18 protein-coding genes, 1 pseudogene and 1 other annotated feature are annotated in these 15,395 nt (G+C 28.5%); of the genes and pseudogenes, 9 read left to right on the top strand and 10 right to left on the bottom strand.

The window, feature by feature from the left end:
- Positions 1–40 precede the first annotated feature (40 nt).
- The 6 genes from ACTQYZ_RS03215 to ACTQYZ_RS03190 all read left to right on the top strand — a co-directional run bounded on the left by ACTQYZ_RS03215 (position 41) and on the right by ACTQYZ_RS03190 (position 3,485).
- Positions 41–772 carry an amidohydrolase family protein gene (locus ACTQYZ_RS03215; RefSeq protein ID WP_441416006.1) on the top strand — a complete coding sequence of 244 codons (732 nt, stop codon included), beginning with the start codon at positions 41–43 and terminating at the stop codon, positions 770–772.
- Positions 765–1,613, top strand: a complete 849-nt coding sequence (locus ACTQYZ_RS03210; RefSeq protein ID WP_441416005.1) for an amidohydrolase — start codon at positions 765–767, stop codon at positions 1,611–1,613. Before ACTQYZ_RS03215 ends, ACTQYZ_RS03210 begins: the two co-directional genes overlap by 8 nt.
- Before the next feature lie 246 nt (positions 1,614–1,859).
- Complete coding sequence (locus ACTQYZ_RS03205) at positions 1,860–2,216, top strand: DUF308 domain-containing protein (protein ID WP_441416033.1); 357 nt, start codon at positions 1,860–1,862, stop codon at positions 2,214–2,216.
- A gap of 190 nt (positions 2,217–2,406) precedes the next feature.
- On the top strand, positions 2,407–2,625 hold the full coding sequence (locus ACTQYZ_RS03200) for a hypothetical protein (protein WP_441020617.1): 219 nt from the start codon (positions 2,407–2,409) through the stop codon (positions 2,623–2,625).
- Entirely contained in the window at positions 2,606–2,959 is a 354-nt protein-coding gene (locus ACTQYZ_RS03195) for a hypothetical protein (RefSeq protein ID WP_441020618.1), read from the top strand. Before ACTQYZ_RS03200 ends, ACTQYZ_RS03195 begins: the two co-directional genes overlap by 20 nt.
- Positions 2,960–3,020: 61 nt before the next feature.
- Complete coding sequence (locus ACTQYZ_RS03190) at positions 3,021–3,485, top strand: hypothetical protein (RefSeq protein ID WP_441416004.1); 465 nt, start codon at positions 3,021–3,023, stop codon at positions 3,483–3,485.
- Positions 3,486–3,520: 35 nt separating this feature from the next.
- Here the strand turns inward: ACTQYZ_RS03190 and ACTQYZ_RS03185 are convergent, their stop codons facing one another.
- The 3 genes and pseudogenes from ACTQYZ_RS03185 to ACTQYZ_RS03175 all read right to left on the bottom strand — a co-directional run bounded on the left by ACTQYZ_RS03185 (position 3,521) and on the right by ACTQYZ_RS03175 (position 6,469).
- A complete protein-coding gene (locus ACTQYZ_RS03185) occupies positions 3,521–4,891 on the bottom strand; it encodes a TrpB-like pyridoxal phosphate-dependent enzyme (RefSeq protein WP_441020620.1) in 1,371 nt (456 codons plus the stop codon).
- Between the two features lie 46 nt (positions 4,892–4,937).
- Positions 4,938–5,190: a binding site (T-box leader), on the bottom strand.
- 242 nt (positions 5,191–5,432) lie between these two features.
- Positions 5,433–6,256, bottom strand: a pseudogene (locus ACTQYZ_RS03180) (aldo/keto reductase).
- A gap of 72 nt (positions 6,257–6,328) precedes the next feature.
- Positions 6,329–6,469: a hypothetical protein gene (locus tag ACTQYZ_RS03175; RefSeq protein WP_441020621.1), complete on the bottom strand. Its 141-nt coding sequence runs from the start codon at positions 6,467–6,469 to the stop codon at positions 6,329–6,331.
- 407 nt (positions 6,470–6,876) lie between these two features.
- Here ACTQYZ_RS03175 and ACTQYZ_RS03170 point away from each other — a divergent pair, with 407 nt between their 5' ends.
- From ACTQYZ_RS03170 to ACTQYZ_RS03160, 3 genes are read left to right on the top strand one after another with little or no spacing between them, the layout of a single operon-like run.
- The gene (locus ACTQYZ_RS03170; protein ID WP_329383168.1) at positions 6,877–7,236 is read left to right on the top strand and encodes an ArsR/SmtB family transcription factor; all 360 of its coding nucleotides are present in this window, start codon (positions 6,877–6,879) and stop codon (positions 7,234–7,236) included.
- An 18-nt stretch (positions 7,237–7,254) separates the two neighbouring features.
- Positions 7,255–7,470, top strand: a complete 216-nt coding sequence (locus ACTQYZ_RS03165) for a cation transporter (protein WP_441020622.1) — start codon at positions 7,255–7,257, stop codon at positions 7,468–7,470.
- Positions 7,471–7,491: 21 nt separating this feature from the next.
- Complete coding sequence (locus ACTQYZ_RS03160; RefSeq protein ID WP_441416003.1) at positions 7,492–9,330, top strand: heavy metal translocating P-type ATPase; 1,839 nt, start codon at positions 7,492–7,494, stop codon at positions 9,328–9,330.
- 26 nt (positions 9,331–9,356) lie between these two features.
- Here ACTQYZ_RS03160 and secF read toward each other — a convergent pair whose 3' ends face one another.
- The 7 genes from secF to ACTQYZ_RS03125 all read right to left on the bottom strand — a co-directional run bounded on the left by secF (position 9,357) and on the right by ACTQYZ_RS03125 (position 15,383).
- Positions 9,357–10,466, bottom strand: coding sequence for a protein translocase subunit SecF (gene secF, locus ACTQYZ_RS03155; protein ID WP_441416002.1), 1,110 nt, complete (start codon positions 10,464–10,466; stop codon positions 9,357–9,359).
- The gene (gene secD / locus ACTQYZ_RS03150) at positions 10,456–11,748 is read right to left on the bottom strand and encodes a protein translocase subunit SecD (RefSeq protein ID WP_441416001.1); all 1,293 of its coding nucleotides are present in this window, start codon (positions 11,746–11,748) and stop codon (positions 10,456–10,458) included. The genes secF and secD overlap by 11 nt, the downstream gene beginning before the upstream one ends.
- A gap of 54 nt (positions 11,749–11,802) precedes the next feature.
- The gene (gene scfB / locus ACTQYZ_RS03145; RefSeq protein ID WP_441020626.1) at positions 11,803–13,167 is read right to left on the bottom strand and encodes a thioether cross-link-forming SCIFF peptide maturase; all 1,365 of its coding nucleotides are present in this window, start codon (positions 13,165–13,167) and stop codon (positions 11,803–11,805) included.
- Positions 13,168–13,228: 61 nt separating this feature from the next.
- Positions 13,229–13,363 carry a six-cysteine ranthipeptide SCIFF gene (gene scfA / locus ACTQYZ_RS03140; protein WP_138268137.1) on the bottom strand — a complete coding sequence of 45 codons (135 nt, stop codon included), beginning with the start codon at positions 13,361–13,363 and terminating at the stop codon, positions 13,229–13,231.
- Positions 13,364–13,432: 69 nt separating this feature from the next.
- Positions 13,433–13,810 carry an iron-sulfur cluster assembly scaffold protein gene (locus tag ACTQYZ_RS03135; protein WP_138268136.1) on the bottom strand — a complete coding sequence of 126 codons (378 nt, stop codon included), beginning with the start codon at positions 13,808–13,810 and terminating at the stop codon, positions 13,433–13,435.
- 12 nt (positions 13,811–13,822) lie between these two features.
- Entirely contained in the window at positions 13,823–14,977 is a 1,155-nt protein-coding gene (locus ACTQYZ_RS03130) for a cysteine desulfurase family protein (RefSeq protein ID WP_441020627.1), read from the bottom strand.
- A gap of 166 nt (positions 14,978–15,143) precedes the next feature.
- Complete coding sequence (locus ACTQYZ_RS03125; protein WP_138268134.1) at positions 15,144–15,383, bottom strand: glutaredoxin domain-containing protein; 240 nt, start codon at positions 15,381–15,383, stop codon at positions 15,144–15,146.
- Positions 15,384–15,395: the final 12 nt, after the last annotated feature.

Here is a 15,395-nt window from a genome sequence, read left to right as displayed (position 1 = left end):
TAAGATATAATAACATTACAGAGAGAAAAGATTTAAAGAAATGAAAACAATATTTTTATCAAATAATATTATTACAATGGAAGATAATATACATTGTAATGCAATTCTCACAGAAAACGGAATAATAAAAAAAGTAGGAACAAAAGAAGATATTTTAAAATTAAAGGATGAAAATACACAAATAAAAGACTATGAAGATAAATGCATAATGCCTTCTTTCATAGATGCTCACAGTCATATTACGGCACTTGCCAAATCACTTCTTATAGCAAACTTATCAAATGCAAAAAATTTTGATGATATTATTAATTTTTTAAATGAATATAAAGAGAATAATAAAATCAAAGAAGGAGAATTCTTAATAGGGTTTGGATATGATCATAACTTCTTAAAAGAAAAAAAACATCCTACAAGAGATATTCTTGACAAAGTAAGTAAAGAAATTCCTATTTTAATTACTCATTCTTCCGGTCATATGGGTATTGTTAACACTAAAGCACTCGAAATACTAAATATAAATAAAGATACAAAAGATCCTATTGGAGGAAAAATAGGAAGAGAAAATGGTATTCCAAACGGATATCTTGAAGAAAGTGCTTTTATAGATAACACAAAAAAATGCATGAATATTTCAATAAAAAAATTAATGGAAGCAATAAAAAAAGCAGAAAGAATCTATTTACAATATGGTATAACAACAGCTCAAGACGGACTTACAAAATATGAAGAATTTAATATTTTAAAAGAAATGTCTAAAAAAAAATATGCTTGATATTGATGTTGTAAGTTATGTAGACATAAAAAATTGTAAAGAAATAATAGATGAAAATAAAGAATATTTAAAATATCATAACCGCTATAAAATAGGAGGATATAAATTATTTTTAGACGGTTCGCCACAAGGTAAAACTGCGTGGATGTCAAAACCATATGAAAACGAGAAAGAATACAGAGGATATCCTATTTATAAAGACAGTGAAGTAGAACATTTTGTAGACACAGCCATAAAGGAAAATATACAAATTATTACCCATTGCAATGGTGACAGCGCTGCAGATCAATTAATAAGTGCATTTAAAAATAAAAAAACAAATATCAGACCTATAATGATTCATGCACAAACAGTAAGAAAAGACCAGCTGAAAGAAATGTCTAAAATCGGAATTATAGCATCTTTCTTTGCAGATCATATATATTTTTTCGGAGATATTCATTTGAAAAATTTAGGAAAACGTGCATTTAATATCTCCCCTATTAAATCTGCTATAAAAAATAATGTAATATACACGATTCACGAAGATACACCTGTTGTTGAACCTAATATATTAAGAAGTATATGGATAACTTTAAAAAGAGAGACAAAAAATGGAGTTATTTTAGGAGAAGAAGAAAAAATATCAATAGAAGAAGCATTAAAAGCTGCAACAATAAATGCCGCATATTCTTATTTTGAAGAAAATGAAAAAGTAAGCATTAAAGAAGAAAAAAATGCCGACTTTATAATTTTGGATAAAAATCCTTTAAAAGTAAAAAATATTGACGAAATACAAAATATAAATGTTCTTGAAACAATAAAGAACAGTAAAAGCATATATAAAAAAATTAATAATTAATATAAAATCCCGGTAAATAAAATGATATAATACAAAAAAGAGGGAGAAAATTATGAATTACAAGAAAAATATTTCAGCATTTAACCTGCTTATTTCATCTATATCATTAATATTACTGGGATTATTTATTTTATTTTATACAAGGAATTTTTTAAATTGGTTTCCTTACATCACCGGAATAATCCTTATCTATACAGCTCTATCAAAATTTTATTCTTTTTATATAAAAAAATTAAATGAAAAAATATATTAATATTAATTACTGATACTGCTATTTTAATTCAAGGTATCATTGCTTTTATAAGTCCCAAAATTATTTTATTTATTTTCCCGGGCTTTGTGTTATTTTATTCAACAGTTCTTGGAATAATATATTTAATATCTTATTTCCAAAATAAAAAAACACATACACCACATTCAACAATATTATTAATAAAATCAATATTCTTTTTTGTAATATCTATACTCGTCATTACAATGAATTTTTATTATAAGACGTTTATAATAACAAAATTAGTAGGCTTATATTTGATATTTTACGGCATAACCATATTTACGGATTTTATCGATGAGGAAATACCAAATCATATGCAAATAAAATGATTAGGAAAATATCAATAAGACTTCCTGTTTTATTTACAATGGGTATTCTAAAAAAACACTTACAAAAATCACAAATTATTTAAACAGTGAAGAAAACAAAAACAATTCAATTTATAAAAAAACAGATTTAAAACCTAACTTAGAAGTCTTAATTCATGTAAAAGAAACTGGGGCAGGTATATTCGGCCACATGGATATATACTATAAGGGATTTGTCATATCATATGGCAACTACGATTATGCTACATACAGACTATTTGATTCAATGGGAGAAGGTGTAATATTTTTTATAAAAGGAAAAGAAGACTATATAAAATTTTGTAATAAATATCATGAAAAAACTATATTTGATTTTGGACTTAACTTAACAGATGAACAAATGAAAAAAGTTGAAGAAAAAAATCAATGAGCATATCAGGAATTCATATCCATGGCTATCTCCAAAAGATTTTTACAAAAATTCAAATAAAAAATTTGATGATTATGCAAGCCAACTAGCAAGGGAAACAAACATTAAATTTAGAAAAATTAAAAGAGGTAGATTTAAAAATTATTTTACTTTTTATACTAATTGTGTAAAATTCGCAGATACTATTTTAGGACAAACAGGAATTGATATTTTGAATTTAAACGGAATTTTATCTCCGGGATCATATTATAACTATTTTGAAAGAGAATATAAAAGAAATAATAGTATTGTAATAACCAAAACAGCATATTACCCAAAAGGAATTGTAAAATAAACCAAACATATTTTAATCCTTTTTACAAAAAATAAAAATATAGAAATTGTAAGGAGGACAAATGAAAAAATATATAAGTTTTTTTATAATGATTTTGATTGTTCCTATATTTTTCAGCTGCTCAAATCCTGTAAAACAATATGAAACAAACGAAAAAAGTAACTATTTAACAAATGAAACTTTTAAAGGTGGAAAAAACACAAAAAATACATCAATACAAAAAATATGGATTAATGATTTAATCGGCGATACTAAAGTTATTATTGATTTTGAACAAACTAATACAATACCTACACATATAATTAATTATTCAAAAGATAAAAAAGAAATTATAATAACATTTGATAATGTCGATGCAGAAACAGCAAAAATATCAGACTATAAATATAATAAAATAATAAAAGAAATAACGACAGAAAATAAAGAAGGAAATAAAAGCCAAATAAAAATTTCTTTAAATAAGATAATAAAATACAGAACAGACGAAACAATAGACTCTAGCCAACTTGTTCTTAATTTAAGATAAAAGAAACGTAAAACGTTTCTTTTATCTTTTTTTAATTATTTAATTTTTGGAAGAGTATCAAAACCCTTTTGTAAAATATCATCTGTAATTTCAGGATCTATTATTGTTCCTTCGTTGTATTGCATATATGCACTCATATCAAAGTATCCTGTACCTGTTAAACCAAATACAATATTTTTTGCTTCCCCTGTTTCCTTACATTTTATAGCTTCATCCATTGCAACCTTAATAGCATGTGAAGATTCAGGTGCTGGAAGAATTCCTTCAACTCTGGCAAATTCAGTTGCTGCTTTAAATACTTCACTTTGAGCAACAGTTCTCGCTTCATCAAGTATTCCATCATTATAAAGTTTTGAAACAATAGGACTCATTCCGTGATATCTTAGTCCTCCCGCATGGTTTGGAGATGGAATAAAACCGCTGCCTAATGTATACATTTTTGCAAGAGGTGTTGTTTTACCTGTATCGCAGAAATCATAAGCATATTTTCCTCTTGTCATTGATGGACATGACTGTGGCTCAACAGCGATAAAGTGAATATTATTTTTACCTTGAATTTTTTCTCCGGCAAAAATACCAATAAGCCCGCCAAGATTTGAACCGCCTCCGGCACAACCTATAACAATATCAGGAGTTATATCATATTTTTCTAAAGCTTTTTTGGTTTCAAGTCCTATAATACTTTGATGTAAAACAACATGGTCAAGAACAGAACCTAAAACATACTTATAATCATTTTTAACAGCTTCTTCAATAGCTTCAGAAATAGCACATCCAAGACTTCCACCTGTTCCAGGATTTTCTTCTAAGATTTTTCTTCCTATTTCAGTTGTGTCTGATGGAGAAGGAATAACTTCTCCTCCGTAAGTTTGAATAACAGCCTTTCTATATGGTTTTTGCTCAGCAGAAACTTTTACCATAAACACTTTTAATGGAAGATTAAAATATGCACAAGCCATTGACATTGCAGTCCCCCATTGTCCTGCTCCCGTTTCGGTTGTAAGACCTTTTACACCTTGTTTTTTTGCATAATATGTTTGAGCAATAGCTGTATTTAATTTATGTGAACCTGATGTATTTGTTCCTTCATATTTATAATAAATATGAGCAGGAGTATCTAAGTATTTTTCTAAGAAATACGCTCTTACCAATGGGGAAGGTCTATACATTTTATAAAAATCTTGTATTTCTTTAGGTATATCAAAAAATCTTGTGGTTGTATCAAGTTCTTGATCTATTAATTCATCACAGAAGATTGGTCTTAAATCATCTTTTGTTATAGCTTCACCTGTTGCAGGGTTTAAGAAAGGTTCATGTTGTTCTTTCATATCTGCTTTTACGTTATACCACTTCTTAGGCATCTCTTCTTCACTTAAATATATTTTATAAGGTATTTGTTCTTTCATAGTTTTTCTCCTTTTCTTTATTTATAAAAAAACTCTTATCCCAAACATAAGGGACAAGAGTCAAATAACTAAATTCCTGCGGTACCACCCAAATTGCTAAAAAGCCGCTTTATCATATACTATCATATATGCTTCCTTTATAACGGGTGAAGATCCCGTCAGCGAATACTCTCATAAATGATTTGTTCACTGCCCAAGACAAGTCCATTCATTAAATACATATTTATCGGTTTACACCAACCACCGACTCTCTGTAAAATAAAATTATTTAACTACTTACTCTTATCTATATGGTTTATAATTAATTTAATTTTATTTATAGTAAAACATATAATTTTAAAAGTCAAGAATATTTTGAAAATTTATCAATATTTATTATTATTCATAAATTTATCACATTAAATATTTTTATAAAAATTAATTTATCTATCAATAAGAGCCTCTTGATCTTTTGGATACCTTGCTCCGATAATTTCTATTTTATTTAAGTTGTTTTCTATTTCTTTCATTTCTTCATCTGAAAAAATCATATCAACTCCTTTTATATTTTCTTCAATTCTTGATATTTTTTTGTTCCTGGTATTGGAACAATAAAGTCCTCTTTTGATAATAACCAGCCCAAAGCAATTTGTGCAGGAGTAGCTCCTTTTTTTCTGCAACTTCTTTTACATAATCAACTAAAACAATATTCTTTGGTAAGTTATCTTTATTAAATCTTGGTATTTGACTTCTATAATCATTTTTTTCAAAGCGTGTATTTTTATTAAATCTTCCGGTTAATACAGCTTTACCGAGAGGAGAAAAAGGAACAAATCCTATACCTAATTCTTTTAAAGTTGGAATTAATTCTTTCTCTGGTTCTCTATACCACATAGAATATTCACTTTGTACTGCTGTTAACGAACATACTTTATTTGCCCTTTTTATATTGTTAACGCTTGCTTCTGAAAGTCCCCAGTTTAAAATTTTTCCTTCTTTAATAAGCTCTTTAATAGTATACGCAACTTCCTCAATTTCAACATTAGGATCTACCCTATGTTGATAATATAAATCTATATAATCGGTATTAAGTCTTTTTAGAGAACCTTCAACTGCTTTTTTAATTGAATTTGGACTACTTGACAACAAAACAGGTCTTCCAGTTTCATCAACTCGATTATTTTCTATATCAAATCCAAATTTTGTTGCAATTTTAATCTTATCTCTATATGGTTTTAATGCTTTACCAAGTAAACGTTCATTTTCATAAGGGCCGTAAACTTCTGCTGTATCAAAAAACGTAACACCAAGTCCAATGGCTTTTCTTATCACTTCAATGGCTTCTTCATCTGAAATATATGGAGGGTAACTTTGAGTAAATCCCATACAACCAAGACCAATTGAAGAAACTTCAAGTTTATTTTTTCCTAAATATCTTTTTTTCATTTCTTTTCTCCCTTAATTATCCTTAATTTCATTCATTATTTTTTCTGTTTCAGGGTTACAAAGATCATCGTAATTTTTTATTTTATACTTTACGATATTTAAACAATCCTGTAAATATTCTATTTGTATTTCAAGTTCATTTTCTACATTCAAAAGAATACTCCTTCTTTTCTCTTTTGTGTCCTCATTTAAATATGCAAGATGCATATATTCTTTTATATACTCAAGTTTTGCCCCTGTTTTTTTTAATTATAATATAAATTTTATCCATCTTATATCTTCTTCACTATAATCTCTTACACCTGATACGTCCTTTTGTATTTTAGGAATAAGCCCTATTTTTTTCGTAATATCTTAAATTATTCTCAGAAATACCTGTTATTATTGCTGCTTTTTTTATTTTCAAAGATTAACTCCTCCTTTCTACATTCTAATATACGACTTAAAGTCAAACTCTAAGTCAAGCATAAATTTAAAATTTTTATTGACTTTTTTTAATTCATATATATAATTAAATATATGAACAAGTATTCATATATTCATATGTAAGGGAGGATACTATGGCCGCAGCAAAAATAGAAATGTGTGAATTAAAACACATTCATAAAGATATTGTTGATAAAGTGCATGAAAAGATGCCAAACGAAGAAGAACTTTATAACCTTGCAGAACTTTTTAAAGTTTTTGGAGACAGTACAAGAATTAAGATATTAAATGCTCTTCTTGTTAGTGAAATGTGTGTTTGTGATATTGCAAATATTTTAAACATGACCCAATCAGCAGTATCACATCAATTAAAAAATTTAAAACAAGCAAAACTTATAAAAAACAGAAAAGAAGGAAAAACTGTTTTTTATTCCTTGGCAGATGAACATGTTATGACTATATTAAACCAAGGAATTGATCACATAGAAGAATAAATATAAGGAGAAAGAAAAATGAAAAAGAAATTTAAAATGGATAATATTGACTGTGCAAATTGTGCAATAAAAATGGAAGAAGCTATAAGAAAAATAGATGGAGTACAAAGTGCCAATATAAACTTTATGCTTCAAAAATTAACATTAGAAGCAAATGAGGAAGATTTTGAAGAAATAATAAAAAAAGCAAGAGTTGCTATTAAAGATATAGATGATGAAGCTATTATTTTATAGCTAAAATTAAGGAGAAAGAAAATGAAAAAACAACAAAAGCAGCTATACAAAATTATCCTTGCTTTATTGCTTTTTGTTTTAGGTTTTATATTTAAAAATACAAGTTTTTCACCTATTCTGTTTTTACTAGCATATATTTTATCCGGGTATGATATTATTTTAAAAGCAATAAAAAACATATTAAAAGGGAAAGTGTTTGATGAAAACTTTTTGATGGCAATTGCGTCAATAGGCTCTATAATTTTAAGTGACTATGCAGAAGGCGCTGCCGTTATGATTTTCTATCAAGTCGGGGAATGGTTCCAAAGTTATGCAGTAAATAAATCTAGAAAATCCATAGGAGAACTTATGGATATATGCCCTGATTATGCTAACATAGAAAAAGACGGTGAATTAATAAAAGTTGATCCTGATGATTTAGATATTGGAGCTGAAATCATTGTAAAACCAGGAGAAAAAATACCCCTTGACGGTATTATAATCAGCGGTAAATCAACCCTTGATACTTCAGCGCTTACGGGTGAATCTTTACCAAGAGATGTAAAGGAAAACGATGAAGTTTTAAGTGGATGTATTAACTTAAACGGGATACTTAAAATAAAAGTTACAAAAGAATTTGAAGAATCTACAGCCACAAAGATTCTCGAACTCATAGAAAATGCAAGCAGCGAGAAATCTCACACGGAAAATTTCATCTCTGTTTTTGCTAAATACTATACTCCAATAGTCGTTTCATGTGCGTTAGTACTTGCTTTATTACCCCCAATAATAACATCTACACCATTTGCAGATTGGATATACAGAGCTCTTATATTTCTTGTAATATCCTGTCCTTGTGCTCTTGTTATTTCAATTCCTCTTGGATTTTTTGGAGGAATTGGTGCTGCAAGCAGTAATGGTGTTTTGGTAAAAGGAAGTAACTATTTAGAAGCATTGTCAAAAGCTGAAATTATGGTTTTTGATAAAACAGGAACCCTTACAAAAGGACATTTTAAAGTAGAAGAAATTTATACAAAAGATATTAAAAAAGAAGAATTGCTTGAACTTACAGCTTATGCAGAAGCATATTCAAACCACCCTTTGGCAGTATCCGTTAAACAAACATATAATAAACATATTGACTCAAGTAGGATAGAAAACATAGAAGAACTGTCAGGATTTGGAATAAAAGCTATTATTGATGGAAGTGAAGTTTTAGTTGGTAACTTCGATTTAATGAAACAAAATGGTATTGAGATAGAAGAAACCCAAAATATAGGAACTGTACTATATGTAAGTAAAGAAAAACAATATTTAGGTTATATTCTACTTTTAGATAAAATAAAAGAAGACTCAAAAGAAACCATAAAATCTCTAAAAAAATTAGGTATTAAAAAGACAGTAATGCTTACTGGAGATAAAAAAGAAATTGGAGAATATGTTGCAAATCAAATAGGCATTGATAATGTTTATACAAACTTACTTCCAATTGATAAAGTAAATAAAGTTAAAGAACTAATGAAAACAAAATCCGAAAAAGGGAAACTTGTATTTGTAGGAGATGGCTTAAATGATGCTCCGGTTCTTACAATGGCAGATATAGGAATTGCAATGGGTGGACTTGGAAGTGATGCAGCAATTGAAGCCAGCGATATTGTTATAATGACCGATGAACCAAGTAAAATTATTACAGGTTACAGAATATCAAAAAACACACTTTCAATTGTAAAACAAAATATTATTATAGCTTTAACAATAAAAATAGGAGTAATGATTTTAGGAGCATTGGGAATGGCAAATATGTGGGAAGCAATTTTTGCAGATGTCGGAGTTGCGATAATCGCTATTTTAAATTCCATTAGAGCATTAAAATATAAATAAAGATAAAAGACCACATATGTGGTCTTTTATCTTTGTCCTTTTTTTCTTTTCTTCTTTTTTTCTTTTCTAGCTTTTCTTTTGGCTTTTCTTTCTTCTTTTTCCTTTAAAAGTTCTTCTTCGCTTTTTTCCATTACAAAATCTTTTTCATAATCAGCATTGTAACTATATTCACTTGAACCTTTAAAATTAGGATCTAATAAATCTTGATTTATTGGTTTACTTGCTTTTTTAGAAGACATATTTACACTCTTTGGATTTTTCTTCTTTTGATATTCTTTTATCAAATACCACATAGGAACAGCAACACAAATTGAAGAAAATACCCCCGAAATAAAACCAATCATCATAGGGAATACAAATTCTCTTATTGATGTCGTACCAAATATTAAAAGAGGAGTAACTGCAAGAAGTGTTGTAAGTGTAGTATTGATCGAACGCCTCATTGTCTGATTAATACTGATATTTGTTAAATTATAAAAATCACCTTTTGCAACTTTTATTACATTTTCTCTAACTCTATCAAAGGTTATGATTGTATCATTTATTGAATAACCTAAAATTGTAAGTGTTGCAGCAATAAATGTTGAATTTACTTGTATATCAAATATTGAGAAAACACCAACAACCATACATAAGTCAAATATTAACGCAAATACTGCACATAAACCTTGTAAAAACTCAAATCTAAAAGTAATGTAAATAAGCATACATATAACAGCAATAATACAAGCTTTTACTGCCATTGATTTTAGCTCATTACCGATTGTACCTGAAACATTATCAATAGATAATAAGTCTTTATTATCTAATTTATACTCAGCTTTAAAATCATTAAACAAAGCTTTTCTTTCAGAATCACTTAAATCTTTACTTGTACTTATTACAACTTGAGTTGCATTATCTCCTGAAGATGTAATCTCCGCTTTAGGATCATATTTATCAGTTATATTTTTTATTTCATCAGTGGTAAATTTTTTATTAAGTTCAATTGTTACAATTGTACCACCCTTAAAGTCAATACCAAAATCCAAGCCTTTAAATATTAAAGAAGATATTGATACTAACATTAAAACAATTGCAATAATAAGGAATCTCTTTGCGTGTTTGGCAAAATTAATTTTATAATTATAGTTCATTTTCGCTACCTCCCACACTCTTTATTCCAAAAAATTTAAAATCATCAAATTTACCTGATTCGGTAATTAATATCATTAATCTCTTTGTTACAAATACAGCCGTAAACATACTTACAACAACCCCAACCATTAAAGTAAGAGCAAAACCTTTAATTGTTCCGGCACCAAGGAAAAATAGAACCAATCCGGCTATTACAGTTGTAATGTTTGCATCTATAATAGAAGTAAGAGCTCTTGAAAAACCTACATCAATAGCACCTCTTACACTTCTTCCTGCTCTTAATTCTTCTTTCATTCTTTCAAATATAATAACGTTACTGTCAACAGCCATACCTATTGAAAGAATAATACCTGCAATACCAGGAAGCGTTAAAGTAACTCCAAGCCCTGCCATTAAAATCAAATATACAATAATATAAATTGCAAGAGATATATCTGCAACAACACCAGGAATTAAATACATTAATATCATAAATAAGAATACCAATGCTACACCAATAACTCCAGCAGTTAAACTTTTTGTCAAAGAATCTTGACCAAGTGTAGGTCCTACTGTTCTTATTTCAACAGCTTCCAAATCAACAGGAAGAGAACCGGCTGTTATTAAAGTTGCAAGCTCTGTAGCTTCCTCAGAATCTTTCATACCTGTTATTACACACTTACCATCTGTAATTGCATTTTGAACTGTTGGCGCAGAAATAACTTCATCATCTAATTTGATTGAAATTACATTACCAATATTTTTTTCTGTAGCCTCTGCAAAAGCCTTTGCACCTTCATTATCCAATTCTAAAGCAACAACAGGTTGTTCTACATAACCATCACTTTTCTGAATTTCATATTTAGCACTTTTTACATTTGAACCATCAAGAATAACATTTCCGTCAGGATCAACAAATTCCAATTTAGCTGTTTTACCAATTAATGCTAAGGCTTCTTCTTGATCTTCAACATCAGGAATTGATACTCTGATCTTATCAGTTCCTTGTTTTGAAATAGTAGGTTCTTTTACACCTAATGAATCTATACGTGTTCTGATTGTTTCAATCGCCTTATCTAAAGTTTCGTCTGTTACTTCATTGCCATTACTTTCTTTGGCTTGTAAAACAACGTTAACTCCCCCTGTTAAGTCAAGTCCATAATTTATGGTATCTTTTAAAGGTTCTATGTCATAAATACCTATTACTTTACTTAAAGGAAGCCCGAACATAAAGAGACAATAGCAAAAAGCAACTATGACTAAAATAATAAACATCTTTAGCCCGTTTTTCTTTTTTTTCATATATGATCTTCTCCTATATATTAATATTTGTATATTCTACAACGTTATTACAACCTAGTCAATAAGTTCTTTCTCTTTACACTTAATATAAATGGCACATTCTATTCTTTTTCTTAAAATATCACACCCAACTTCATAAATACCATTTATTCTGCCATTAAAGTTATAGCTGTTTGCGTGACAACCTCCGCCACAGAAATATTTACAGAAACAGTTTTCACACTCTTTTTTGTCAAGAACACTGTTTGAATCATAAAATTCAGTTCTTAATTTATCGTTTGTAATTCCTTCATCTAAATTACCCATTATAAAATCAGTGTTACCTACAAATTGATGACAAGGATAAATATCTCCAAAAGGAGTAACAGCAACATATTCACATCCTGCACCACAACCTGAAACTCTCTTATATTCACATTTTCCACCATCTAAATCTACATTAAAGTGGAAAAATCTAAATTCTTTATCAGTTCCAAGTCTTTCAAGATAGATATCTGTTAGTTTATCATAGCTTTCCATAATTTCAGGTAAATCTTCTTTTGTTATTGCATAATCTTCTTTTTCATCGGCAACAACACTTTCAACAGAAAGTTGTTTTAAACCAAGATCAGAAAAATGTTCAACATCTTTATAGAAGTCTAAATTATGTTTTGTATAAGTACCTCTTATGTAATAATCAAGACCAAGTTCATCTCTTGATTTAGCAACCTTTTTAATATTTTCTATTATTAAATCATAACTTCCTTTACCATTCGCAGTAGGTCTTGTAAAGTCATTGATTTCTTTTCTTCCGTCAATTGATAAAACAACATTATACATTTCTTTATTTAAATAATCTATAATTTCATCATTTAAAAGAACGCAGTTTGTTGTTAATGTAAATCTAAATATCTTACCGTATTTTTTAGCTTCTTCTTTTGCATATTCAACTGTCTTTTTAACAACATCAAAGTTTAAAAGAGGTTCTCCACCAAAAAAGTCAACTTCAAGATGAACTTTATTTCCTGAATTGTTAATAATAAAATCAATTGCTTTTTTTGCAGTTTCAAAGCTCATTACTTCCTTTTTCATATTGAAATTTCCACCGGAAGCAAAACAGTAACGACAAGCTAAATTACAATCGTGAGAAACATGAAGACACATTGCTTTTACAATGCCTTTTTCAAATAATTTTCTGTTAACTTTCTTTTCTGGTGTATAAAGTCTGTTTTCTTCTTCAAGTTCTTTTAATTCACCTATTACTTCTTTTATTTCATTTTCATCGTATTTATCTTTTAAGATAGCAACAATTTCTTCTTCATTTTTATCTTTATAATAATCTAAAACATCATAAGTCATTTCATCTACATCATAAACAAGAGATGAATTAACATCTAAAACAATATATTTATCTTTAAATTTATATTTATATATACCCATATCTTCCTCTAACTTAAAAAAAGGCAACCTTTAGGTTGCTTTTTTTATTCTATTTATTTTTTTATTTATTTTCACAAGGTTGGTTACCAACAGTACAAGAAGTCTTGCATGCTGATTGACAAGATGTAGCACATTCTCCGCAGCCTTTATTTTTGCTTGCTTCTCTAACTTCGTTCACTTTTTTAATATGTTTCATATCTATCCTCCGAAAAATATTTTTTCTTCTTAAAATTATATCATAAATAAATTATATTTACAATAAAGTTTATTTGTTCTTTTTCATTTCTTCATATTCATCCAAAGCTTTATTTATAACACCTTCTGCTAAAACAGAACAATGAACTTTTGCAGGAGGAAGTCCCCCAAGTTCTTCAACAACTTTCTTATTTGTTATTTCTCTTGCTTCTTTTACTGTTTTGCCTTTTAAAAGCTCTGTTGACATACTTGCACTTGCTATTGCTGCAGCACATCCGAAAGTTCTAAATTTGATATCTGTTATAACATCATTTTCATCTATTTTTAAATAAAATTCTGTTGTATCCCCACAAGATGGGCTTGCTTCTTTTGCTACTACAGTAGCGTCTTCTATTACTCCTACATTTCTTGGATTTTGGAAATGATCTAATACCTTATCATTATACATTTTCTTTACCTCCTAATAAAATGGACTTAATTTTCTTAATTTTTTTATTGTATCTTTTAAAACTGCAATTGTGTAATTTACTTCTTCTTTTGTATTAAATTCACTTAAAGAAAATCTTACACTTGCACCTATTTCAAACTTATTATTATCACCTAAAGCATCTATAACATGAGATTCACTTCCAGAATCAGCCGTACAAGCAGATCCTGTTGAACAAGCTATACCCTTTAAATCAAGGGCATATAACAATGCCTCCCCTTCAATTCCTTTGAAAGTAAAATTAATATTGTTACATAATCTTTTTTCTCTGCTTCCGTTTAATATTGTATCAGGTACATCTTTTAATATTTCATCTATAAAATAATCTCTAAGTTCTTTCATATATGGAATATTTTTTTCCATGTTTGCTTTTGTTATTTCAACTGCTTTACCCATTCCTGCAATGCAAGGTGCATTATAAGTTCCTGCTCTTAAAGCTCTTTCTTGACCTCCTCCTTGCATAAAAACATCTATTCTTACTTTTTTATTTATATACAAGAATCCTATTCCTTTAGGACCATGTATTTTATGGGCAGACATTGAAAGCATATCAATATTCATCTTTTCAACATCTATATCCATCTTCCCTATAGCTTGAACTGCATCTGTATGGAAAAGTATACCTTTTTTTCTTGCAATTTCTCCTATTTCCTTAATAGGTTCAATTGTGCCTATTTCATTATTTGCAGCCATAATGCTTATTAGTATTGTATCTTCTCTTATTGCATCTTTTAAATCTCTTAAATTGATGTTTCCTTCACTGTCGACAGGAAGATAAGTTACTTCAAAACCTTCTTTTTCAAGTTGTTTACAAGTATGAAGAACAGCATGGTGCTCAATTGCAGAAGTTATTATATGTTTTCCTTTTTCTATATTGTGATAAGCCGCTCCTCTTATAGCCCAGTTATCACTTTCAGTAGCACCGCTTGTAAATAAAATTTCTCTTGCTGATGCATTAATCAAATTTGCAATTTCTTCTCTTGCCCATTCAATTCCTTTTCTTGCTTCTCTTCCAAATGAATGAAGAGAAGAAGCATTGCCATAATGCTCAGTATTATATTCGTTAATTATATCTATAACCTCATTATAAGGTCTTGTTGTCGCCGCATTATCTAAATATACCCTCATATATTTTCTCCTTTCAAACACGTCTGTTTATAGCATGACTATAATAAGGAAAAAATATAATATTTGCAAGAATAAAAACATATTTTCTTTTTATTTATTTAATTTTGAAAAAGAAAACGATTGCAATTTTCTGTCAATTACAAAGAAGGCATCAGCCTTCTTTGTTTTAAATAAATTCTTTTGTAGTTAAGTATTTTTGTAAATCATCATAACCGCCTATAAATTCTTCTCCAAAGAAAATTTGAGGCACAGTTCTATGATGTGTTTTATTTACAAGTTCTATAAGTTCATCACTTCCGAACTCTAACATTCTTTCTTCAAAATCAATACCTTTTTGTTTTAAAAGTTCCTTAGCCATTTTGCAGTAAGGACATGTTTTGGTTGTATAAATAGTTACTCTTGCCATAATAATCTTCCT

Source organism: Anaerofustis sp. LCP19S3_F7 (genome assembly GCF_052119445.1).
Classification (GTDB): Bacteria; Bacillota; Clostridia; order Eubacteriales; family Anaerofustaceae; genus Anaerofustis; species Anaerofustis butyriciformans.
The sequence above is the reverse complement of the archived record's forward strand: the minus strand, read 5'-3'. Positions and strand labels throughout refer to the sequence as shown.